Source organism: Rathayibacter sp. VKM Ac-2857, from assembly GCF_013205025.1.
Classification (GTDB): Bacteria; Actinomycetota; Actinomycetes; order Actinomycetales; family Microbacteriaceae; genus Rathayibacter.
This window is the reverse complement of the sequence record NZ_JABMLE010000001.1, coordinates 613,187-634,748: the sequence shown is the minus strand read 5'-3', so window position 1 is coordinate 634,748 and position 21,562 is coordinate 613,187. Positions and strand designations below refer to the sequence as shown.

The window sequence follows — 21,562 nt, the reverse complement described above, 5'->3', positions numbered from 1 at the left end:
ACTCCTGGAGGACTCTTGACGACCCAGCGCTTCCCCCGCGCCGGCGTGCTCGCCGCCGCGACCGCCGCTCTCGCTCTCACCCTGACCGCCTGCTCCGGCGACGCCGGCGCCTCGTCCGGCTCCGCGTCCGGCGACGCGTCCGTCGACGCCTCGACCGCGACCTCGGCCGCCGACCTCGGCGGACTCGACGCCCTGATCGAGGCCGCGAAGGCCGAGGGCCAGCTCAACGTGATCGCCCTGCCCGACAACTGGGCCAACTACGGCGAGCTCATCTCGGGCTTCGAGGACGAGTACGGCATCACCGTCAACTCGGCCGACCCGGACGTCTCCTCCGCGGAGGAGATCAGCACCGCGCAGAACCTCGCCGGCCAGGACACCGCTCCCGACGTCTTCGACCTCGGTGCCGCCGTCGCACTCGCGAACACCGACTTGTTCTCGCCGTACAAGGTCGAGACCTGGGACGACATCCCCGAGGGCAACCGCGAGGAGACCGGCCTCTGGGTGAACGACTACACCGGCCTGATGTCGATCGGTTACGACGCCGACGCCGTGCCCGCCCCCGAGTCGCTCGACGACCTGCTCGGCGCCGACTACCGCGGCTCGGTCGCGATCAACGGCGACCCGACCCAGGCCGGAGCCGCGGCCGCCGCCGTGCAGCTCGCCGCCCTGCAGTCGGGCGGCTCGGCCGACGACGTGCAGCCCGGCATCGACTTCTTCGAGAAGCTGAACGACGCGGGCAACTTCCTGCCGCTGGACCCGACCGACGCGACCGTCGCCTCCGGCGAGACCCCCGTCGTCTTCGACTGGAGCTACAACAACCTCGCCGCCGCGAAGGCGAACGAGGGCACCCGCGAGTGGACGACGACGGTGCTGCCCGGCACCGCGGTCGGCAGCTACTACAACCAGGCGATCAACGCCGACGCGCCGCACCCGGCCGCCGCGCGCCTGTGGCAGGAGTACCTCTACTCCGACGCCGCGCAGAACCTCTACCTCGCGGCGGGCGCCTACCCCGTGCGCCTGGCGGCCATGGTCGACGCCGGCACGGTGGACACGGAGGCCCTCGACGCCGTCGGCGCCGCTCCGGAGGACCTCGTCCAGTTCACCTCCGAGCAGACCGAGGCCGCCTCGGCCCTACTGGCCGAGAAGTGGGGCGCGGCGATCCAGTGACGACCGCCGCCGTCCGCGCCGTCCCCGGGGCCCGCGCGCCCCGGGGACGGCGCGGTCTCCCCCCAGCGCTGGGCGTCGCTCCGTTCGCGGTCTACGTCCTGCTGTTCCTCGCCGTGCCGACCGTCCTCGCGGTCGGCACCGGCTTCGTGGACGGCGACGGCCGGCCGACGCTCGCGAACGTCGCGGCGCTGGGCGAACCCGTCGTCCTGTCCGCGTTCGGCGCCTCGCTCGGCCTCTCGGCCCTCACCGCCGTCGTCGGCGCGGTCCTCGGCGGCATCGTCTGCCTGGCCCTGCTCGGCGCCGATCCGCGCGGACCGCTCCGCACGATCGTCGACGCCGCGGCGAGCGTCCTCGCCCAGTTCGGCGGCGTGATGCTCGCGTTCGCCTTCATCGCGACGATCGGCGTCCAGGGCCTGGTCACGACCCTCCTGGCCGGCGCAGGCGTCGACCTCTACGCCGACGGCGTCTGGCTCTACCAGCTGCCCGGGCTGATCCTGCCCTACCTCTACTTCCAGGTGCCGCTGATGGTGCTGACCTTCCTGCCTGCCCTCGAGGGCCTGCGCCCCGAGTGGGCCGAGGCGAACGCCGTGCTCGGCGGGGGAGCGGTGAGCTACTGGTGGCGCGTCGCGGTCCCCGTCCTCGCCCCCTCCTTCCTCGGCTCGGTGCTGCTGCTGTTCGCCAACGCGTTCTCCTCGTTCGCCACGGCCGCCGCGCTGATCAGCCAGGGCGCGCAGATCGTGCCGCTGCAGATCCGCGCGGCGCTCGTCAGCGAGACGGTCCTGGGCCGGGAGAACCTGGCCGGCGCGCTTGCGCTCGGGATGCTCCTCGTGATGATCGTGCTGATGTCCGGCTACGCGCTGCTGCAGCGCCGCGCGCGGCGGTGGCAGCGGTGACCCGCGCGCTGTCCCGCATCGTCCTGGTCGTCACCGGCCTCGCCTTCGCGGTGCCGCTGATCGCGATGGCCGAGTTCACCCTCCGCGGCGCCGGCGGCTACGACCTCTCGCACTGGACCGCGATCCTGGACCCGGAGAACGAGCGCGGCTACCGCGCGCTCTTCCAGGGCATCGGCAACTCGCTGATCCTCGCGGTGGTCACCGCCCTGATCGTGCTGGTGCTGCTGGTGCCGACGATGCTCCTGGTCGAGATCCGCCTGCCGCGGCTGCGCCGGGTGCTCGAGCTGGTCTGCCTGCTCCCGCTGACCGTCCCCGCGATCGTGCTGGTCGTCGGGCTGGCGCCGGTGTACTCGGTGATCACGCGGCTCGTCGGCTCCGCGCCGTGGACGCTCGCGCTCGCCTACGGCGTGCTCGTGCTGCCCTACGCCTACCGCGCGATCGCCGCGGACCTCGCCGGGCTCGACGCGATCACGCTCTCGGAGGCCGCCCGCTCGCTGGGCGCCGGCCCGTTCGGCGTGCTCACCCGGGTCCTGCTGCCGAACCTGCGCCGCGGCCTCGTCGCCGCCGCGCTGATCACCGTCGCCGTGGTCCTCGGCGAGTACACCATCGCCTCGCTGCTCAGCCGCACGACGCTGCAGACCGGTCTCGTGCAGGTGTCGAAGCAGGACGCCTACGTCGCCGTGATCTTCTCCCTCCTCTCCCTCCTGTTCGCCTTCGCCCTGCTGCTCGGGATCGGCCGCCTCGCGCGGATCGGACTCGTCGCCGCCGGGCGCCGCGCCTCGAAAGGCACGCCGTGACCGCTCCTTCCTCCCCGGGCGCTCGCGTCCGGTTCCTCGACGTCGCGCGGCACTACGGCGCCGCCAAAGCCCTCGACGGCGTCTCGTTCGACGTGGCGCCGGGGGAGTTCATCGCTCTGCTCGGCCCGTCCGGCTGCGGCAAGACCACGGCGCTGCGCGCGCTCAGCGGGCTCGAGCGGATCGACTCCGGCCGGATCCTGGTCGACGAGCGCGACGTCGCCGGCCTGCCGGTCGCCCGCCGCGACATGGGCATGGTCTTCCAGTCGTACTCGCTCTTCCCGCACCTGCGGGCCCGCGAGAACGTGGAGTTCGGCCTGCGCACCCGCGGGGTCGCGGCGAAGGAGCGGCGGACGGCCGCGCAGGACGCGCTCGACCTGGTCGGGCTCGGCGGCCTGGGCGACCGCTACGCGCACCAGCTCTCCGGCGGGCAGCAGCAACGGGTGGCGCTCGCCCGGGCGCTCGTGACCCGCCCGCGCGTCCTGCTCCTGGACGAGCCGCTGTCGGCGCTGGACGCGAAGGTCCGCGTGCAGCTGCGCGACGAGATCAAGCGCCTGCAGTCCGAGATCGGCATCACCACCTTCTTCGTCACCCACGACCAGGAGGAGGCGCTCGCCGTCGCCGACCGCGTCGCGGTGATGAACGCGGGTCGGATCGAGCAGCTCGGCGCGCCGGAGGACCTCTACGCGCGGCCCTCCTCGCCGTTCGTCGCGCACTTCGTCGGGCTCTCGAACGTCGTCCCGGGCGTCGTCTCGGCCGGCGGCGTCGCGGTGCTCGGCGCGCACCTGCCGCTGGTGGACGGCTCGACGGGGGACGGCGCCGTCTCGGCGTTCCTCCGCCCCGAGGACATCGAGATCGTGCCGGGCGGTGCTCCGGGTGCCCTGCCGGCGGTGGTCGTCGCGACCAGCTTCCTCGGCCCGGTGCGCCGCTCGACGGTCCGCACCGAGCAGGGCGAGGAGCTGGTCGTGCAGCACGCGGCCGGGATCCGGCTCGAACCGGGGGAGCGGGTCGGACTCGCGCTCGCGCTGCGGCCGGTGGCCGTCCGCGCCGCGTCGTGAGCCGCCGCGGATACCGCCCGCGGATACCGCCCGCGGAATGCGGCGGGGATTAGTCTGGGCGGATGAGACTCGGCCGGTCCCGCCGCACGTCCGGCACCCGCGACGCCGTCAGCACCACCGCGGCTCCCGAGCGGGATCCGCAGCCCCGCCCGCTCGACCCGGACGCCGCCTTCGTCAGCCCCGGGATGCGCATCGCCGGAGCCTGGGCCTGGCGGATCCTCGTGGTCGCCGGCGCGCTCGCGGTGCTCGGCCTGCTCGTGATCGAGCTGCGGCTGATCGTCATCCCGCTGCTGCTGGCCATCGTCATCGCGGCGCTGCTCGTGCCGTTCTCGATGTTCCTGCAGCGCCACCACTGGCCCAAGTGGCTCGCGATCGTGGTCGCCGAGCTCGGCATCGTGCTCGTGATCGGCGGCCTGCTCTTCCTCGTCGTCACCCAGGTCTACTCCGGCTTCGACGACCTCAGCCGCCAGACGGTGGAGTCCTACGACGATCTCAAGACCTGGCTGCTCGAGGGGCCGCTGCACCTGACCGAGTCGGACATCAACCAGTACGCGCAGCAGGCGCTCGCCGCCGTGCAGCAGGACTCGGGAGTGCTGGTCAGCGGCGCCCTCAGCGTCGGCTCGACCGTCGGGCACGTGCTCACGGGCGTGCTGCTGACCCTGTTCTCGACCCTCTTCATCCTGATCGACGGCCCGAACATCTGGCGCTGGGTCGTGCGGCTGTTCCCGCACCGCGCGCGCGGCGCCGTCGACGGCGCCGGCCGGGCGGGCTGGATCACGCTGACCAACTTCGTGAAGGTGCAGATCCTGGTCGCCTTCGTCGACGCGGTCGGCATCGGCCTCGGCTCGTTCTTCCTCGGCGTCCCGCTCGCGATCCCGATCGGCGTGCTCGTCTTCCTCGGCTCGTTCGTGCCGGTGATCGGCGCGGTCGTCACCGGGGCGCTCGCCGTCTTCATCGCGCTGGTCTACAACGGTCCGGTCATCGCGCTGATCCTGCTGATCGTCGTCCTCGGCGTGCAGCAGCTGGAGGGGCACATCCTCCAGCCCCTGATCATGGGCTCCGCCGTCAAGGTGCACCCGCTCGCCGTCGTCCTCGCGGTCGCCGGGGGCTCGATCATCGCCGGCATCGCGGGCGCGTTCTTCGCGGTCCCCGTGGTCGCGACCCTCAACGTCATGGTCAACTACGTCGCGAGCGGAGCCTGGCGCTCCCCGACCCGAACCCCCGAGAGAGTTGCCGAAGAGCATGCAGACTAGCCGCGTCGTCGGACCGACCCTGAGCGAGTTCGAGGCGGCCCGAACCGTCCTCGCCCCCGTCATCGCGAACACCCCGATGGAGACGAGCACGTTCCTCGCCGAGGTGCTCGGCTCGCCCGTGTTCCTCAAGTGCGAGAACCTGCAGCGCACCGGGTCGTACAAGATCCGCGGGGCCGTGTTCCGGCTCTCGCACCTGTCCGAGGAGGAGCGGGCGCGCGGGGTCGTCGCCGCCTCGGCCGGCAACCACGCGCAGGGCGTCGCCTTCGCCGCGCGCGAGCTCGGCATCAAGGCGACGATCTTCATGCCGATCGGCGTCGCGCTGCCCAAGCTCGCCGCGACCCGCGACTACGGCGCGGAGGTGGTGCTGAGCGGGCACATCTTCAACGAGGCCCTCGCCGCGGCCGCCGAGTTCGCCGAGCGCACCGGCGCCGTCTTCATCCCGCCCTACGACCACCCCGACGTGATCACCGGCCAGGGCACCATCGGCCTCGAGATCCTCGAGCAGGCGCCGGGCGTCGAGACCATCGTCGTGCCGATCGGCGGCGGCGGGCTCATCGCCGGCGTCGCCTCGGCCGCGAAGCAGAAGGCGGCCCAGGAGGGGCGCACGCTGCGCGTCATCGGCGTCCAGGCCGCGAACGCCGCTCCCTACCCGCTCTCGCTTGCGGCCGGGGAGCCGATCGCCATCACGATCTCGCCGACCATCGCCGACGGCATCGCGGTCGCGAAGCCCGGGCAGCTCAACTTCGAGATCATCCGCGAGGTCGTCGACGAGGTCGTCACCGTCGAGGACGACGACACCGCCCGCGCGCTGCTCGTGCTGCTCGAGCGCGCGAAGCTCGTCGTCGAGCCGGCCGGCGCGGTCGGGATCGCCGCGATCCTCACCGGCCAGATCCGGAACGCGGGACGCACCGCGGTCATCCTCTCCGGCGGCAACATCGATCCGCTGATGATGGAGCGGGTGATCAGCCGGGGCCTCGCCGCCTCCGAGCGCTACCTCAAGATGAGCATCGGCCTGCCGGACCGGCCGGGTCAGCTCGCGCGGATCGCCGACCTGATCTCGGAGGCGAACGCCAACGTCGTCGAGGTGCTGCACACCCGGCACGGCCGCGGCCTGCAGATCAGCGAGGTCGAGCTCGAGATCAGCGTCGAGACGCGCGGCCCCGAGCACGCCGACCGCGTCCTCCAGGTCCTCCGCGACGCGGGCTACCAGCCCCGCCTCTCGAACGGCTAGTCGGCCCTCAACCGCGAGATGCCACTTGTGACGGCCCGACACGGCGTGTCGGGCGCACAAGTGGCATCTCGCGGAGTGACTCAGCGCTGAGGGTCAGTGGCCGTTCCAGGTCTCGACGTCGACGACCTTGACGGTGATGCTGCGGCCGTTCGGGGCCTCGAAGGTGGTGGAGTCGCCGACCTTCAGGCCCATGATCGCGCCGCCGAGCGGGCTCTGCGGGCTGTAGACGTCGAGGTCGCTCTCGCCGGCCATCTCGCGGTTGCCGAGGAGGAAGCGCGACTCGTCGCCCGCGATCTCGGCGGTGATGATCGTGCCGGCCTCGACGACGCCGTGGCTCTCGGGCGGCGTGCCGATCTCGGCCTCGCGGAGCAGGGCGGTCAGCTGGCGGATGCGCGCCTCGATCTTGCCCTGCTCGTCCTTCGCGGCGTGGTAGCCGCCGTTCTCCTTGAGGTCGCCCTCCTCGCGCGCGACCTCGATGCGCTTGGCGATCTCGAGGCGCCCGTTGGTGGACAGCTCGGTGTGCTCCGCCTGGAGGCGGTCGTACGACTCCTGGGTCATCCAGGTGACCTGAGGCTGGTCGGCCATGGTGGGCTCCTCACATGACGGCCGCGCGCGACCGACGGTGCTGTCGGGCGCCTGGCCCGTCGAGCGGATCGACCGAGGGCGTGCGGCGGGGGAAAAGACAAGGCCCCGACGAGTCCGTCAGGGCACCCCGACACCCTACGGGAGCCAGCAGGAGGAGATCAAACCTGTCGTGGCGAGCTCCGTGGTGCGCACCGTCTCGGTGTACGAGCGGAAGCGCTCGGTCGACGCGGGGTACTCGACGACGAGCCAGCCGACCACGGCGGACTGCTCGTTGAGCGCCTGGACGGCGCAGGCGGCGTCGCGGCCGGTCGGCACGGTCAGATCGAAGGACACCTCGACCGTGCGGTCGTCGACGACCTGGTGGGCGGTGTCCTGTACGTCGACGCCGTCGCGGGCGCCGTCGAGCCCCGCCCAGATCACCCAGGCGGCGAAGACCGCGACGAAGGCGACGGCGACGAGGGCGAAGAGGCGCCGGTCGCCGCGGCGGCTGCGCGGGGTGCGTCCGTAGCGGGAGGCTAGGGGGCCGGCGGCGCGGACCGCGTCCGGGTCGAGGGCGGGGTCGCTCGCGCGCTCGTCGCTCTCGGACGTTCGGGCGGCCACGGAACTCCCTCGGGTGAAGCGACTATTCTGGCGGATGACGTGCTCCGGTGGAAACCGCGCGTCGCTCCCATTAAACCCCGAGGAATCGAGCGATCGTGTCCCAGGCCGTCCAGGTCTCCGTCGATTCAGAGGCGCAGGCTGATTCGAAGCTCCGCGAGACTCCTCGCCTCCTCGCCGTGCACGCCCACCCCGACGACGAGTCCAGCAAGGGCGCCGCGACCCTCGCCTCCTACGCCTCCCGCGGCGCCGAGGTCATGGTGGTCTCCTGCACCGGCGGCGAGGCCGGCTCGATCCTCAACGAGGCGCTCTCCGCCCGCGCCCACGCCGAGCGCGACATGGGCGGGCTCCGCCGCTACGAGATGGCCGCGGCTCAGGAGGCACTCGGCATCGAGCACGCCTGGCTCGGCTTCGTCGACTCCGGGATGCCCGAGGACGGAGCGGTCGCCGCCGACTCCTTCGCCGGCCTGCCGCTGCCGACCGCCTCGGCACCGCTGGTGCGCCTCGTCCGCCGCTTCCGCCCGCACGTGATCATCAGCTACGACGAGAACGGCGGCTACCCGCACCCCGACCACATCCGGGCGCACCAGGTCGCGGTCGAGGCGTTCCGCGCCGCGGGGGAAACCGACGAGTACCCCGGCACCGGCGCCCCCTGGTCCGTCTCGAAGCTCTACTACGACCGCGTCTTCAGCTCGCAGAAGCTGCGCGCGATCGCCGAGCACATCCGCTCGATCGACCCGGAGGACCCGCTGCTCGCGTCCTTCGAGGAGATGAAGCGCTGGAACGAGGAGACGCCCTACCTCGCCACCACGAAGATCGACGTCTCGGGCTTCCACGACCGCCGCGACGCGGCCCTGCTGGCGCACGCGAGCCAGGTCGCGCCCGACAACAAGTTCTTCTTCCTCCCGCACTCCGCGATCGACGCCGCCTGGCCGACCGACGACTTCCAGCTCGTGCAGAGCCGGGTCGACGCCCCGACGCCGGAGACCGACCTCTTCGCCGGGATCGACGTCGCGCTGCCGGTGGAGTCCGCCGCCGCCCCCGTCGCTGAAGCCGCCGCCCCCGTCCCCGAGGAGCAGACCACATGATCGCCGCGACCGTGCTCGAGGCCGCCCACCTCGCCCTGATCCGGGCCGCCGAGGCCACGCCGGTGCCGACGACCGCGCCGGAGTTCAACGAGGACACGGTGACGCCCGGCCTCTTCGGCTTCATCACCATGTTCGTGATTGCGCTCGCCGCGGTCCTCCTCGCGCTCGACATGGTCCGCCGGGTGCGCCGGACGACCTACCGCGCCCAGGTGAACGAGCAGCTCGACGCCGAGGAGCGCCGGAGCGCCGAGGACGCCTCCTCCGGACGCTGACGCCCGACGCGCTCAGCCGACGTTGTAGGTCGGGTGGAGGCAGACGATCAGCGCCGCCGTCCAGTGGCAGAGGAACGCCACCGCGGTCAGCGCGTGGAAGATCTCGTGGAAGCCGAAGACGCCGGGCAGCGGGTTCGGGCGCTTGATCCCGTAGATCACCGCGCCGACGGAGTAGCAGAGGCCGCCGACCAGGACGAGCACCATCATCGCCGCGCTCGCCTCGAACAGCGGGCCGAGGTACATCACGGCCGCCCAGCCCAGCAGCAGGTAGAGCGGCACGTAGAGCCAGCGCGGCGCGGAGATCCAGAACACCCGGAAGCCGATCCCGAGCAGCGCCCCCGCCCAGACCAGCACGAGCAGCAGCGTCCCCTGCGACGGCGGCAGGGCGAGCGCGGCGAGCGGCGTGTAGGTGCCGGCGATCAGCAGGAAGATGTTCGCGTGGTCGATCCGCTTGAGGATCATCTTGGTCCGCGGCGACCAGTCGAAGCGGTGGTAGAGCGCGGAGTTGCCGAAGAGCAGCAGCGAGGACACGGCGAACACGGTCGCCGCCCACTTCGCCGGGGCGCCGTCGGCGACGCTGACCAGGACGATGCCCGCCGCGATCGCCAGCGGGAACAGTCCGGCGTGGATCCAGCCGCGCCAGGTCGGTCGCGCCTCCGTCGCCGGACCGTGCGCGATCTCGTCCTCGACGAGCGGCAGGGCCGGCAACGACGGGCCGGCCGCATCATCCTCCGCCAGGGCGCGCGCATCCGGATCGGGCGTGGGGGAGGTCGGCCGCTGGCTCATACGGTCGAGGATACGACCCGCCGCTCCGCCCGCACCGGGAGACCGCGCTCGGACGTGGGAGCGGCCGGGGTCCGCAATCCGGTCCCGTCTTCGACTACCGTGGCAGGGTGCCGAAGCCGAGACTGCCTGTGGGAAGGGACCTCCTCTACGGCGTCTACAAGAAGCGCCTGCGCTCGAGTCTCGAGGGCGCCGCGCTGCCGAACCACGTCGCGATGATCATCGACGGCAACCGCCGCTGGGCCCGCCAGCGCGCGCTCGAGACGGCCGCCCACGGCCACCGGGCGGGCGCCGCGAAGGTGCACGAGTTCCTGCAGTGGTGCGACGAGCTCGGTGTCCGGCACGTCACCCTCTACCTGCTCTCACAGGACAACCTGGTCGGCCGGGAGAGCTCCGAGCTGACCGAGCTGATCGCGATCATCGCCGACCTCGCCGAGGAGGTCTCGCAGCAGCCCGAGTGGCGCGTGCAGCACGTGGGCTCCGACGACGGGCTGCCCGAGTCGCTCGTCTCGGCGCTCGACTGCGCGGAGGAGCGCACCGCCTCGCACACCGGACTGCACGTGAACCTCGCGGTCGGCTACGGCGGTCGCCACGAGATCGCGCAGGCGGTCCGCAGCATCCTCGACGAGCACGGCAAGCGCGGCTCGTCGATCGAGGACGTCGCGGGGCTGCTCACGCCCGAGCTGATCGGCGAGCACCTCTACACGAGCGGGCAGCCCGACCCGGATCTGGTGATCCGCACCTCGGGCGAGCAGCGCCTCTCCGACTTCATGCTCTGGCAGAGCGCGCACAGCGAGTTCTACTTCATGGAGGCGCTCGGCCCCGACATCCGCGAGGTCGACTTCCTCCGGGCGCTGCGCGACTACGCGGGCCGACACAGGCGCTTCGGCAGCTGACCGGCGCTCGTCGCACCCTCTGCAGAGCCGCGAGTTCACATACCCGTTACACGTTCGTCTCGGCAAGAACCACACGGCTGTCATTTCCGGGATTAGGTTCGGATCATCAGGTGACGCACCTGGTCGAGTCGGCCACACAAGTACGGCTCGATGATCTGCCAGTGAAGGAACTGCGCGGTGCCGAGACGCACCACCGGCCGACTCGAATTCCTCTAAGTGAGTCGGGGGCTCCGGCCCCCGGAGTGTGGAGAGTCGACGTGACAGTTCCCCAGGGTACGGATCCGCAGAACGGCACGCAGGGCGCGGTCCACCGCCGCGCGCAGCACGGCGCCTCGGATCGCACCGAGCAGCTCCAGCGCACCTACGTCCTCGACACCTCGGTGCTGCTGTCGGATCCCTCCTCGATGTTCCGCTTCGCGGAGCACGCCGTCGTCCTGCCGATCGTCGTGATCAGCGAGCTCGAGGGCAAGCGCAACGACCCCGAGATCGGCTACTTCGCCCGCCAGGCGCTGCGGAATCTCGACGAGCTGCGGATCAAGCACGAGCGGCTCGACTTCCCGATCACCGTCGGCCGCGGCGGAACCCTCCGCGTCGAGCTGAACCACTCCAACATGTCGGTGCTGCCGAGCGGTCTGCAGCTCGGCGACAACGACTCGCGGATCCTCGCCGTGGCGATGAACCTGCAGAGCGAGGGCGCTCTGGTCACCGTCGTGTCGAAGGACATGCCGATGCGCGTGAAGGCCGCCTCGATCGGCCTCGCCGCCGAGGAGTACCTCGCCGAGCTGGCCCCCGAGTCGGGCTGGACGGGGATGGACGTCGTCACCCTCAGCGGCGACCAGATGAGCGAGCTGTACGACCGCGAGCGGCTCTTCACCGACGAGGTCGCCGACATCCCGATCAACACCGGGCTGGTCGTGCACTCGGACCGCGGCTCCGCGCTCGCGCGGGTGACCGGCAAGCGCCAGATCGCGCTGGTGCGCGGTGACAAGGACGTCTTCGGGCTGCACGGCCGCTCGGCCGAGCAGCGGCTCGCGATCGACCTGCTGCTGGACCAGGAGGTGGGCATCGTCTCGCTCGGCGGCCGGGCCGGCACCGGCAAGTCGGCGCTCGCGCTCTGCGCGGGGCTCGAGGCCGTGCTGGAGAAGCGCCAGCACAAGAAGATCATGGTGTTCCGGCCGCTCTACGCGGTCGGCGGCCAGGACCTGGGCTTCCTGCCGGGCGACGCCGCGGAGAAGATGAACCCCTGGGCGCAGGCGGTCTTCGACACCCTCGGCGCGCTGGTCTCGCAGAACGTGCTCGACGAGGTGATCGAGCGCGGGATGCTCGAGGTGCTGCCGCTGACGCACATCCGCGGCCGCTCGCTGCACGACGCCTTCGTGATCGTCGACGAGGCGCAGTCGCTCGAGCGCAACGTGCTGCTGACGGTGCTGTCGCGGGTCGGCCAGAACTCGCGGGTGGTGCTCACGCACGACGTCGCCCAGCGCGACAACCTGCGGGTCGGCCGCTACGACGGCGTCGCCTCGGTGATCGAGACGCTGAAGGGGCACCCGCTGTTCGCGCACGTGACGCTGACCCGCTCGGAGCGGTCGGCGATCGCGGCGCTCGTCACGGAGATGCTGGAGTCGAACGAGTCGGCCTGAGTCCTGAGCGACCTCCGGTCATCTCCGGCTCGCGGAAACAGCTCCGGCTCGCCGGATTCGCCTGTTCTCGCGAGCCGGAGGTCGTTCCGCGTGCCGGAGGTGCTCCGGGGACGGGGTGCTCCACGGTCGCGGCGCGTAGCGTGGGGCGGGTGAGCATCCTCGACGACGCGCTCCTCGAGCGCTTCCGCCTCCGCGCGGCCGACTACGACGCGCGCAACGTCTTCTTCACCGAGGACCTCGAGGAGCTGAAGGCCGCCGGCTACCTGACGATGCTCGTCCCGGAGGAGCTCGGCGGCGGCGGCCTCGGTCTCGAGCAGGCGACGGCCGAGCACACCCGGCTGGCGACGGCCGCCCCCGCCACCGCGCTGGCGACCGCGATGCACCTGGTCTGGACCGGCATCGCGAAGGCCCTGCGCGCCCGCGGCGACACCTCGCTCGAGCACGTGCTGGTCGACGCCGCGGCGGGGCACGTCTTCGCCTTCGGCAACAGCGAGCCCGGCAACGACCTGGTGCTCTCCGACTCGCTCACCCGCGCCGAGCCGCTGGGCGACGGCGGCTACCGCTTCACCGGCACCAAGATCTTCACCTCGCTCTCGCCCGCCTGGACGCGGCTCGGCGTCTTCGGTCGCGACGACAGCGGACCGGAGCCGCGGCTCGTGCACGGCTTCGTCGACCGACCGACGCCGGACGCGCCGGTGCCGGGGCTCACCGTGTACGACGACTGGGACACCTTGGGCATGCGCGCCACGCAGAGCCGGACCACCGTGCTCGACGGCGTCGAGGTGCCGGCCGCGCGGATGTTCCGCTCGCTGCCCGTCGGCCCGACCGCCGACCCGCTCGTCTTCGCGATCTTCGCGGACTTCGAGCTGCTGATCGCCTCGGTCTATCTCGGGGTCGCTCAGCGCGCGCTCGAGCTCGGCGTGGCCTCGGCGCGGAAGCGGACGTCGCTCCGGGCCGGCGGCCGACCGCTGTCCGAGGACCCGGACATCCGCTGGCGCCTCGCCGACGCGGCGATCCTGCTCGACGGGCTCCGCGCGCCGCTCGCGAGCGCGGCGGCCGACGTCGACGCGCTGGTCGATCGCGGGGCGGTCTGGTTCCCGTCGCTCGTCGGCGTCAAGATCCGCACCACGGAGGCGGCGCTGCGCATCGTCGAGAGCGCGGTCCGCGTCTCGGGCGGCTCGTCCTACCGCCGCGACTCCGAGCTGTCCCGGCTCTACCGCGATGTGCTCGCCGGGCTCTTCCACCCCTCCGACGACGAGTCCGCGCACGGGCTCTTCGCGAACGCGCTGCTCGGTCCGGTGCCGCCGCGGGAGTGAGGGGCGGACGTCCGGCATCGCCTGTGGACAACTCCGGCGGCGGCGGGGCGATCCGCTCTAGGGTCTCCGGATGCATCGGCTCCGCGACACCCCGGCAGCGCTCCTCGGAGCGGTCCTGCTCGGCGCGATCGGGCTCGCGCGGGTCGACGGGCGGACGGCGATCGTCGTGCTTCTCGTCGCTGCGGCGACGGTGCCGCTCGTGGTCGCGGACGTGCGCGAGCGGCGGCTGCCGAACGCGCTGACGGTGCCGATCCTGCTCGCGGGGGTCGCGTCGACGGTCGGCGGGGTCGTCGCGGGCCGGACGCCGGGGGAGCTGCCCGCCGTGGTCGCCACGGCTCTCGCGCTCGGACTGCTGCACCTCGCGGGTGGGCTCGGCCGGGGCGACGTGAAGCTCGGGACGGGGCTCGCGCTTCCGCTCGCGGCGGTCGATCCGGGGCTCGCCCTCCTGGCGCCGGTGCTGGCGTTCGTCCTGGCCGGGGTGTGGAGCCTGCCGTCGGCGCTCCGGGGAGGGAGTGAGCGGATCCCGTTCGGGCCGTTCCAGCTCGCCGCGTTCTGGCTCGTGCTCGCCGGGGCGTGACGACGCGGATCGCCGCTGGTCGCGCGCGCCGCGGAGGTGTAGACCGGGTGCCGAGCGAGGAGGCCGACGTGGCGGACTGCGACGGAGACGGCGGGGTGGCCGGCGGGAGCGCGGGGCGGGAGCAGCGGACGACCTGCGCGATCGTGGGCGGCGGGCCCGCGGGCCTGGTGCTCGGCCTGCTGCTGGCGCGGGCCGGTGTCGAGGTGACGGTGCTGGAGAAGCACGCCGACTTCCTGCGCGACTTCCGCGGCGACACGGTGCATCCGACGACCCTGGGGCTGCTCGAGGACCTCGGGCTCCTCAGCCGCTTCGAGGCGATCCGGCACTCGCGGGTGGAGCGGGTGACGATCCCGGACCGCGACGGGCACGACGTGGTGATCGCGGACTTCGCGCGGCTGCCGGTGCGGCACCCGTACATCGCGATGGTGCCGCAGTGGGACCTGCTCGCGCTGATCGCCGAGGCCGCGCAGGCCGAGCGCGGCTTCACGCTGCTCACCGAGCACGAGGTCACCGGGGTCGTCCGCGAGGGAGGGCGGGTCGTCGGCGTCGAGTACCGGTCGCCGGACGGGGAGGGTCGGCTGCTCGCCGATCTGACCGTCGCCTGCGACGGGCGCTGGTCGGCGGTGCGTCGCGCGGTCGGGCTGCGGGTGCACTCGCTGCCGGTCGCCTTCGACGTCTGGTGGTACCGCCTGCCGACCGCGCGGGCCGTCGGCGAGTCGCTCCTGCCGCGGATCGGGCGCGGGCGGGTGGCGATCGCGATCCCGCGCGACGGCTACCTGCAGATCGCGCGGCTGGGGCCGAAGGGGACCGACGCCGCGGTGCGGGAGCGGGGGATCGAGGCGTTCCGGGCGGAGGCGGCCGAGCTGCTGCCCGAGGTCGCCGACGACGTGGCGGGGATCGTGTCCCTGGACGACGTGAAGCACCTCGACGTCCGGCTCGAGCGGCTGCCGCGCTGGCATGCTCCGGGGGTGCTCTGCCTCGGCGATGCGGCGCACGCGATGTCACCGGTGGGCGGAGTCGGCATCAACCTCGCGGTGCAGGACGCGGTGGCGGCGGCGCGGCTGCTGGCCGGGCCGCTGCGCCGCGGTGTGCTGCGGACGCCGGCCGGCGACCGCGTGCTCGCGCGGGTGCAGCGCCGGCGCGCGCTGCCCGCGGTGCTGATCCAGTCGCTGCAGCGGGTGCTGCACGCGCGCCTGATCCTGCCGGCTCTTGCGGGGCGGCTCGCGGGGCCGCCGCGCACGCTGGCGGTGCTGCTCCGGCTGATGCCCGGGCTCGGGGTGGTGCCGGCACTGCTGGTGGGCGTCGGGCCACGGCCCGAGCGCGCGCCGTCGTGGGCGCGGCGACCGCCTGCGCGCTGACGGCCGGCGTCCCGGCCGTGGTGGGTCTCGGTACGCGCCTGCGGCGCTACTCGACCAGCATGCAGGGGGGGGCGCCCGTCGCGCGGCGGCGGCCCGGTCCATGTTGATCGAGTCGCCCGCGGAGCGGGCGTATCGAGATCCACCAGCGTCAGGACGCGAGTCTGCAGACCCGCCCTGCTGAGCACGGTGGGTCTCGATACGCGCCTGCGGGGCTACCCGACCAGCATGGGAGGTCGGGTTCAGCCCGGGCGGGTCATCGACATGACGTCGAGGGCGCTGTCGAGCTGCTCCTCCGTCACCTCGCCGCGCTCGACGAAGCCGAGGTCGACGACCGACTCGCGGACGGTGATGCCCTTCGCGACCGAGTTCTTCGCGACCTTGGCGGCGGCCTCGTAGCCGATCACCTTGTTCAGCGGGGTCACGATCGAGGGCGAGGACTCGGCGAGGGCCCGCGCGTGCTCGACGTTGGCCTCGAGGCCGTCGATGGTCTTGTCGGCGAGCAGGGTCGCCGAGGCGGTGAGCAGGCGGATCGACTCGAGCAGCGCGGTGCCCATCACGGGGATGGCCACGTTGAGCTCGAACGCACCCGAGGCGCCGGCCCAGGCGATCGTCGCGTCGTTGCCGATGACCCGCGCGCAGACCATCAGCACCGCCTCCGGGATCACCGGGTTCACCTTGCCGGGCATGATCGACGAGCCGGGCTGGAGGTCCGGGATGCTCAGCTCGCCGAGACCGGTGTTCGGGCCGGAGCCCATCCAGCGCAGGTCGTTGTTGATCTTGGTGAGGCTGACCGCGAGCACGCGGAGAGCACCGGAGGCCTCCACGAGCGAGTCGCGGGCGCCCTGCGCCTCGAAGTGGTTGCGCGCCTCGGTGACCGGCAGGCCGGTCTCCTCCGCGAGGCGGGCGATGACCTTCGCCGGGAAGCCGGCGGGTGTGTTGATGCCGGTGCCGACGGCGGTGCCGCCGAGCGGGACCTCCGCGACGCGCGGGAGGGCGGACTGCACGCGCTCGATGCCGAGGCGGATCTGCGCCGCGTACCCGCCGAACTCCTGGCCGAGGGTGACCGGCGTCGCGTCCATCAGGTGGGTGCGGCCGGCCTTGACGACCTCGGCCCACAGCTCGGCCTTGGTCTCGAGCGCCTCGGCGAGGTGCTCGAGGGACGGCACGAGGTCCTGGATCAGCGCGCCGGTCACGGCGACGTGCACCGAGGTCGGGAAGACGTCGTTCGAGGACTGCGAGGCGTTGACGTGGTCGTTCGGGTGCACCGTGCGGCCGAGCGCGGTGGTCGCGAGGGTGGCGAGCACCTCGTTCATGTTCATGTTCGACGACGTGCCGGAGCCGGTCTGGTAGACGTCGATCGGGAAGTGCTCGCCGTAGCCGCCGCCGACGACGAGGTCGGCCGCGTCGGCGATGGAGCGGGCGATCTCGCCGTCGAGGACGCCGAGGTCGGCGTTGACGAGGGCCGCGGCCTTCTTGATCCGGGCGAGGGCCGCGATCTGGGCCGGCTCGAGGCCCGCGCCGGAGATCGGGAAGTTCTCGACCGCGCGCTGCGTCTGCGCGGCGTAGAGCGCGTCGCGCGGCACGCGGACCTCGCCCATCGTGTCGTGCTCGATGCGGAAGGCGTCGGTCGCGCCGGAGTCGGTCGGGGAGGTGTCCACCACGCTGTGTTCGTCCTGTTCTGTTCGGTTCATCGGTTCTGAGAGGTCTGGTCGTCCGCGGCCGGCTACTCGGCGGCCGGCGCGGTCGCGTCGGGGCTCGAGACGCTCTGGAGGGGGCTCGAGGTGCGCTCCTGCTCGGAGCGGTAGGGGCTCATCTGCGGCGGGTCGATGCCGAGCACCACGTCGGAGTCGACGGTGCCGTCGGAGAGGCGGTAGTTGGCGCCGACGACGGCGAGCTCTCCCGCGGCGACCGCGTCGGCGATGAGCGGCGAGCGCTGCAGCAGCTCGGCGACCGTGTCGCGGAGGTGCTCGCGGCCGACGGCGAGGGTGTCGGTGGTCGAGGGGTCGACGAGGACGCGGCCGTCGGGCTGCGGGCCGACGATGCGGCGGACGGCCGGGATGATCGGCTCGATCAGGTGCTCGATGTGCGGCGGGAGCCGCTCGGCGTCGGGCGCCTGCGACTGGATCGCGGCCTTGACCGCTCCGCACTCGTCGTGGCCGAGCACGAGGATCAGCTTCACGCCGAGAACGGCGACGCCGTACTCGAGCGAGCCGATGATCGAGTCGGCGATGACCTGGCCGGCGTTGCGCACGACGAAGAGATCGCCGAGGCCGAGGTCGAAGATGATCTCGGCGGCGAGGCGGGAGTCGCTGCAGCCGAAGAGCGCGGCGAGCGGCTTCTGCTCGGCGGCGAGCTCGTTGCGGCGCTCGACGTCCTGGCGGGGGTGGCGGGGCTCACCGGCGACGAAGCGCTGGTTGCCGCGCAGCATCTCCTTCCAGACCCACGACGGCGGGCGCGTCTCGCGCGCGACGGCGATGCTCTGCGGGACCTCGTGCTGAGGGCTCGACGGTTCGAAGCTCAACGTGACTCCTCCTGGCCGATCTGCGGGGTGATGGCGTCGACGACCTGGCGGATCTCGTCCGTCGGGGCCGTGCCGTAGACGAGGTAGGTGCTGCCACCGGCCGTCGTCTCGAGAGCGTAGGGGCTGTTGCCGGTCTCGCCGGCACCGTCGCGGTGGTCGTAGACCGTCCACTCGCGGCCGTCGATCTGCTCGACGCCGGTCGCGGCGGCGCTGTCGAGCTGGCCGGAGACCCAGCGCTCGTCGGCGTCGAAGCCCTGGCTGACGCCGATGTAGCCGCTCTTCGGCGTGATCAGGCCGACGTACCAGTACTCGACGCCGCCGTCCTCGCGCAGCTCGGCCGCGTTCGAGGACCAGGAGTCGGGCATGTCGGGCGCGGCGAGGGTCTCGCTCTCGCCGAGCTGGAACTGGGCGGCGACCGCCGGCACGTCGACGGGATCGCGGACGGTGCCCTCGCCGCGGGGGACGATCAGGACGATCAGGGCCACGGCGCCGACGGTCGCGAGCAGCGAGAACACGAGGTTGTTGACGGTCTTGCGCTGGCGGTAGAGCCGGGAGTTCTCGGCCTTGCGGGCCGCGGTCTCGGCGGCCGTCTCGGGCCGGCCGAGCTCGGCGACGACGCGCGGCGGCTTCTCGCGGCTCATCCGGCGCTCGATCCGCCGGCGCCCGATCCGCCCGAGCGGGCGGCGTCGAGCCGGGCGCGCGCACCGATCAGCCACTCCTCGCAGCGGGCCGCGAGCGCCTCGCCGCGCTCCCACAGGGCGAGCGAGCGCTCGAGAGTGGAGCTGCCCTGCTCGAGCTCGGAGACGACGCGGACGAGCTCGTCGCGCGCCTGCTCGTAGCTGAAGCCGGAGACGTCGGTCTCGCCGGCGGGGACGGGGTCGCTCGACTGCATGGCGGGGGAGTCGGTGCGGGCGTCGGCCATGGGGGTGATCCTATCGATCGTGGCTGCGAGGAGGGCGCGGGCGGGTGGGAGCGGGACGGTCAGCCGCGGCCGGCGGGATCGGCCGTGGGCCCGGTCGACCGGGCGCCCACCGCTCCCTCGGCCAGGGTGAGCACGAGAGCCTCGCCCTCGGCCGCGTCCTGCGGCGCGCGGACCACGTGGCCGCTGCCGTTCTGCACGATCGCGTAGCCGCGGTCGAGGGTGTGCTGCGGTGAGAGCGCGCGGAGGTGGCCGTGCAGGCGCTCGACCTCGAGGTGGGCGCGCTCGATCCGCCGCTCGACCAGCTCGGCGCCGCGGGCGACCCACCGGGTCAGCTCCTCGGAGCGCTGGTCGACCAGGACGCGGGGCTGCGCGAGGACCGGCCGGGAGCGCAGCTGCGACAGGCGGTCGATCTCGTGCGAGACGAGGCCGCTGACGCGGGTGGTCATCCGCAGTCGCGCCTGCTGGACCCGGAGCAGCTCGTCGGAGACGTCCGGCACGACCCGCTTCGCCGCGTCGGTCGGGGTGGAGGCGCGGAGGTCGGCGACGTCGTCGAGCAGCGGGCGGTCGGCCTCGTGCCCGATCGCGCTCACGACGGGGGTGGCGCAGGCGGCGACCGCGCGCACCAGGGACTCGTCGCTGAAGCCGAGCAGGTTCTGGAAGTCGCCGCCGCCGCGGGCGATCACGATCACGTCGATGCTCGGGTCGGCGTCGAGGGTGCGCAGGGCCGACGTCACCTCGGACACCGTGCGCTCGCCCTGCACGGCGGCGTGCACGACGCGGAAGCGGACGGCCGGCCAGCGCAGCTGGGCGTTGCGGAGGACGTCCTTCTCGGCGTCGGAGTCCTTGCCGGTGATCAGGCCGATCCCGTGCGGGAGGAACGGGAGCCGCTTCTTGCGCGCGGGCTCGAACAGCCCCTCCGAGGCGAGCTGCCGGCGCAGCCGCTCGAGCTTCTCGAGCAGATCGCCGAGCCCGACGTGCCGCATCTCGAACACCTGCATCGAGAGCGTGCCGCCCTTGACCCAGTAGTTCGGCTTGACCAGCGCGATCACGCGGTCGCCCTGCTTGAGGTCGGCCGGGAGGCGGGCCCGGACCGAGGACCAGACCGTGAAGCCGACGGTCGCGTCGCCGGAGATGTCCTTGAGCTTGCCGTAGACGTTGCCGCCGGAGACGCCCCACTGCGTGATCTCGCCCTCGACCCACGCGGTGCCGAGGCGCTCGATCCAGCCCTTGATCTTGCTCGCGAGCAGACCGACCGGCCAGGGAGCATCGGCGGTGGGAGGGGCGTCTGTCATCGGTGCCTTCGCTGGAGCGGGCGGGTGGGGGATCGGGCGGCGGACCCGCGACGTCAACGGTACGGGATGCCTCCGACACCTCCGCGGCGGGGGCGCCGGGACGCGCGCGGAGGCGCCCGCCGACCGCTCGGCACCGGATCCGGCCCTTCCGCGGGGAGCACAGGATGCACCGCGTAGAATCGCAGGGTGAGTGAAGCCTCGATCAGCCTGCCCATGCCGCGCATGCCCCGCGCTACCGGGCGCCTGCGCGACGAGCCCGTCGACGGTGCCAAGCGAGTCCTCCTCGCCGCCCCGCGCGGCTACTGCGCCGGCGTCGACCGCGCGGTCGTCGCCGTCGAGAAGGCCATCGAGCACTACGGCGCCCCCGTCTACGTCCGCAAGCAGATCGTGCACAACGTGCACGTCGTCTCCACGCTCGAGAGCCAGGGCGCGATCTTCGTCGAGGAGGTCGACGAGGTCCCCGAGGGCTCGCACATCGTCTTCAGCGCGCACGGCGTCTCGCCGGCGGTCGTGCAGGGCGCGGCGGACCGGGGCCTCCAGGCGATCGACGCGACCTGCCCGCTCGTCACGAAGGTGCACCGCGAGGCCGTCCGCTTCGCGCGCGACGACTTCGAGATCCTCCTGATCGGCCACGAGGGGCACGAGGAGGTCGAGGGCACCGCGGGCGAGGCCCCCGATCACGTGACCCTGGTCGGCAGCCCCGACGACGTCCCGAACATCGTGGTGAAGGACCCGGACAAGGTCGTCTGGCTCTCGCAGACCACGCTCTCGGTCGACGAGACGATGGAGACGGTCCGCCGCCTCCGCGAGCGCTTCCCCAATCTGCAGAACCCGCCGAGCGACGACATCTGCTACGCCACCCAGAACCGCCAGGTCGCGATCAAGAAGGTCGCCGAGCACGCCGAGCTGGTCATCGTGGTCGGCTCGGCCAACTCGTCCAACTCGGTCCGCCTCGTCGAGGTCGCGCTCGAGTACGGCGCGAAGGCCGCGTACCGGATCGACTACGCCAGCGAGATCAAGCAGGAGTGGCTCGACGGCATCCGCACCGTCGGCGTCACCAGCGGTGCCTCGGTGCCCGAGGTCCTCGTGCGCGAGGTCCTCGACGACCTCGCCGCCGCCGGGTACGGCGACGTCGAGGAGGTCAAGACGGCCGAGGAGGACCTGATGTTCTCGCTGCCGAAGGAGCTGCGCAAGGACGTCGCCGGCAAGCGCGACGCCCGCGGCGCCGGCGGTCGCGTCAGCGCTCCCGTCCGCGCCTGACGCTCCGCGCGCCGAACGCGGAGAAGGCCGCCACTCCCGAGGGAGGGCGGCCTTCTCGC

22 protein-coding genes are annotated in these 21,562 nt (G+C 72.7%); 14 read left to right on the top strand and 8 right to left on the bottom strand.

Features of this window, described 5'->3' with window-relative positions; all coding sequences use genetic code 11:
* Window positions 1–15: 15 nt before the first annotated feature.
* From HQQ86_RS02850 to ilvA, 6 genes are all read left to right on the top strand, one after another.
* Window positions 16–1,167 carry an ABC transporter substrate-binding protein gene (locus HQQ86_RS02850; protein WP_173286306.1) on the top strand — a complete coding sequence of 384 codons (1,152 nt, stop codon included), beginning with the start codon at window positions 16–18 and terminating at the stop codon, window positions 1,165–1,167.
* Between the two features lie 68 nt (window positions 1,168–1,235).
* Window positions 1,236–2,060, top strand: a complete 825-nt coding sequence (locus HQQ86_RS02845; RefSeq protein ID WP_173287478.1) for an ABC transporter permease subunit — start codon at window positions 1,236–1,238, stop codon at window positions 2,058–2,060.
* Window positions 2,057–2,857 carry an ABC transporter permease gene (locus tag HQQ86_RS21120; protein WP_367948527.1) on the top strand — a complete coding sequence of 267 codons (801 nt, stop codon included), beginning with the start codon at window positions 2,057–2,059 and terminating at the stop codon, window positions 2,855–2,857. The genes HQQ86_RS02845 and HQQ86_RS21120 overlap by 4 nt, the downstream gene beginning before the upstream one ends.
* Window positions 2,854–3,912 (top strand): ABC transporter ATP-binding protein, encoded by a 1,059-nt coding sequence (locus HQQ86_RS21115; protein WP_173286304.1) that lies wholly within the window; start codon window positions 2,854–2,856, stop codon window positions 3,910–3,912. Before HQQ86_RS21120 ends, HQQ86_RS21115 begins: the two co-directional genes overlap by 4 nt.
* 62 nt (window positions 3,913–3,974) lie before the next feature.
* On the top strand, window positions 3,975–5,165 hold the full coding sequence (locus tag HQQ86_RS02830) for an AI-2E family transporter (RefSeq protein ID WP_173286302.1): 1,191 nt from the start codon (window positions 3,975–3,977) through the stop codon (window positions 5,163–5,165).
* Window positions 5,155–6,396 carry a threonine ammonia-lyase gene (gene ilvA / locus HQQ86_RS02825; RefSeq protein WP_173286300.1) on the top strand — a complete coding sequence of 414 codons (1,242 nt, stop codon included), beginning with the start codon at window positions 5,155–5,157 and terminating at the stop codon, window positions 6,394–6,396. Before HQQ86_RS02830 ends, ilvA begins: the two co-directional genes overlap by 11 nt.
* Before the next feature lie 93 nt (window positions 6,397–6,489).
* On the opposite strand, the gene greA is transcribed toward ilvA, so the two are convergent.
* Both greA and HQQ86_RS02815 read right to left on the bottom strand, forming a co-directional pair.
* Window positions 6,490–6,981: a transcription elongation factor GreA gene (gene greA / locus HQQ86_RS02820; RefSeq protein WP_159985483.1), complete on the bottom strand. Its 492-nt coding sequence runs from the start codon at window positions 6,979–6,981 to the stop codon at window positions 6,490–6,492.
* Window positions 6,982–7,116: 135 nt separating this feature from the next.
* Entirely contained in the window at window positions 7,117–7,581 is a 465-nt protein-coding gene (locus HQQ86_RS02815; protein ID WP_160088220.1) for a DUF4307 domain-containing protein, read from the bottom strand.
* 95 nt (window positions 7,582–7,676) lie between these two features.
* On the opposite strand from HQQ86_RS02815, the gene mca reads away from it, so the two are divergent.
* Together mca and HQQ86_RS02805 are read left to right on the top strand one after the other, a co-directional pair.
* Window positions 7,677–8,666: a mycothiol conjugate amidase Mca gene (gene mca / locus HQQ86_RS02810; RefSeq protein WP_173286298.1), complete on the top strand. Its 990-nt coding sequence runs from the start codon at window positions 7,677–7,679 to the stop codon at window positions 8,664–8,666.
* A complete protein-coding gene (locus HQQ86_RS02805; RefSeq protein ID WP_173286296.1) occupies window positions 8,663–8,938 on the top strand; it encodes a hypothetical protein in 276 nt (91 codons plus the stop codon). The genes mca and HQQ86_RS02805 overlap by 4 nt, the downstream gene beginning before the upstream one ends.
* Before the next feature lie 12 nt (window positions 8,939–8,950).
* Here HQQ86_RS02805 and HQQ86_RS02800 read toward each other — a convergent pair whose 3' ends face one another.
* Window positions 8,951–9,724, bottom strand: a complete 774-nt coding sequence (locus HQQ86_RS02800; RefSeq protein ID WP_173286294.1) for a hemolysin III family protein — start codon at window positions 9,722–9,724, stop codon at window positions 8,951–8,953.
* A 107-nt stretch (window positions 9,725–9,831) separates the two neighbouring features.
* On the opposite strand from HQQ86_RS02800, the gene HQQ86_RS02795 reads away from it, so the two are divergent.
* From HQQ86_RS02795 to HQQ86_RS02775, 5 genes are all read left to right on the top strand, one after another.
* Entirely contained in the window at window positions 9,832–10,617 is a 786-nt protein-coding gene (locus HQQ86_RS02795) for an isoprenyl transferase (RefSeq protein ID WP_173286292.1), read from the top strand.
* Window positions 10,618–10,874: 257 nt separating this feature from the next.
* Window positions 10,875–12,257, top strand: coding sequence for a PhoH family protein (locus HQQ86_RS02790; RefSeq protein ID WP_173286290.1), 1,383 nt, complete (start codon window positions 10,875–10,877; stop codon window positions 12,255–12,257).
* Between the two features lie 140 nt (window positions 12,258–12,397).
* The gene (locus HQQ86_RS02785) at window positions 12,398–13,573 is read left to right on the top strand and encodes an acyl-CoA dehydrogenase family protein (RefSeq protein WP_173286288.1); all 1,176 of its coding nucleotides are present in this window, start codon (window positions 12,398–12,400) and stop codon (window positions 13,571–13,573) included.
* A 70-nt stretch (window positions 13,574–13,643) separates the two neighbouring features.
* Entirely contained in the window at window positions 13,644–14,150 is a 507-nt protein-coding gene (locus HQQ86_RS02780) for a prepilin peptidase (protein ID WP_173286286.1), read from the top strand.
* Between the two features lie 68 nt (window positions 14,151–14,218).
* Entirely contained in the window at window positions 14,219–15,508 is a 1,290-nt protein-coding gene (locus HQQ86_RS02775; RefSeq protein ID WP_367948526.1) for an FAD-dependent oxidoreductase, read from the top strand.
* A gap of 239 nt (window positions 15,509–15,747) precedes the next feature.
* On the opposite strand, the gene HQQ86_RS02770 is transcribed toward HQQ86_RS02775, so the two are convergent.
* From HQQ86_RS02770 to xseA, 5 genes are all read right to left on the bottom strand, one after another.
* Entirely contained in the window at window positions 15,748–17,169 is a 1,422-nt protein-coding gene (locus tag HQQ86_RS02770) for a class II fumarate hydratase (RefSeq protein WP_367948525.1), read from the bottom strand.
* Between the two features lie 62 nt (window positions 17,170–17,231).
* Window positions 17,232–17,936: a carbonic anhydrase gene (locus HQQ86_RS02765; RefSeq protein ID WP_173287475.1), complete on the bottom strand. Its 705-nt coding sequence runs from the start codon at window positions 17,934–17,936 to the stop codon at window positions 17,232–17,234.
* 89 nt (window positions 17,937–18,025) lie between these two features.
* On the bottom strand, window positions 18,026–18,670 hold the full coding sequence (locus HQQ86_RS02760; protein ID WP_127886140.1) for a DUF4245 domain-containing protein: 645 nt from the start codon (window positions 18,668–18,670) through the stop codon (window positions 18,026–18,028).
* Window positions 18,667–18,921, bottom strand: coding sequence for an exodeoxyribonuclease VII small subunit (locus tag HQQ86_RS02755; RefSeq protein ID WP_173287474.1), 255 nt, complete (start codon window positions 18,919–18,921; stop codon window positions 18,667–18,669). The genes HQQ86_RS02760 and HQQ86_RS02755 overlap by 4 nt, the downstream gene beginning before the upstream one ends.
* A gap of 89 nt (window positions 18,922–19,010) precedes the next feature.
* Entirely contained in the window at window positions 19,011–20,243 is a 1,233-nt protein-coding gene (xseA, locus tag HQQ86_RS02750; RefSeq protein WP_173286282.1) for an exodeoxyribonuclease VII large subunit, read from the bottom strand.
* A gap of 213 nt (window positions 20,244–20,456) precedes the next feature.
* On the opposite strand from xseA, the gene HQQ86_RS02745 reads away from it, so the two are divergent.
* Window positions 20,457–21,503, top strand: coding sequence for a 4-hydroxy-3-methylbut-2-enyl diphosphate reductase (locus tag HQQ86_RS02745; RefSeq protein WP_173287473.1), 1,047 nt, complete (start codon window positions 20,457–20,459; stop codon window positions 21,501–21,503).
* The last annotated feature ends 59 nt before the right edge of the window (window positions 21,504–21,562 follow it).

Excerpts from the sequence above, each read along its gene's own strand:
- HQQ86_RS02805 (WP_173286296.1), top strand. The coding sequence starts at position 8,663 with ATGATCGCCGCGACCGTGCTCGAGGCCGCCCACCTCGCCCTGATCCGG.
- HQQ86_RS02800 (WP_173286294.1), bottom strand. The coding sequence starts at position 9,724 with ATGAGCCAGCGGCCGACCTCCCCCACGCCCGATCCGGATGCGCGCGCC.
- HQQ86_RS02760 (WP_127886140.1), bottom strand. The coding sequence starts at position 18,670 with ATGAGCCGCGAGAAGCCGCCGCGCGTCGTCGCCGAGCTCGGCCGGCCC.
- xseA (WP_173286282.1), bottom strand. The coding sequence starts at position 20,243 with ATGACAGACGCCCCTCCCACCGCCGATGCTCCCTGGCCGGTCGGTCTG.
- HQQ86_RS02745 (WP_173287473.1), top strand. The coding sequence starts at position 20,457 with ATGCCGCGCATGCCCCGCGCTACCGGGCGCCTGCGCGACGAGCCCGTC.
- HQQ86_RS02830 (WP_173286302.1), top strand. The coding sequence starts at position 3,975 with ATGAGACTCGGCCGGTCCCGCCGCACGTCCGGCACCCGCGACGCCGTC.
- HQQ86_RS02755 (WP_173287474.1), bottom strand. The coding sequence starts at position 18,921 with ATGCAGTCGAGCGACCCCGTCCCCGCCGGCGAGACCGACGTCTCCGGC.
- HQQ86_RS02765 (WP_173287475.1), bottom strand. The coding sequence starts at position 17,936 with ATGCTGCGCGGCAACCAGCGCTTCGTCGCCGGTGAGCCCCGCCACCCC.
- ilvA (WP_173286300.1), top strand. The coding sequence starts at position 5,155 with ATGCAGACTAGCCGCGTCGTCGGACCGACCCTGAGCGAGTTCGAGGCG.
- HQQ86_RS02780 (WP_173286286.1), top strand. The coding sequence starts at position 13,644 with ATGCATCGGCTCCGCGACACCCCGGCAGCGCTCCTCGGAGCGGTCCTG.
- greA (WP_159985483.1), bottom strand. The coding sequence starts at position 6,981 with ATGGCCGACCAGCCTCAGGTCACCTGGATGACCCAGGAGTCGTACGAC.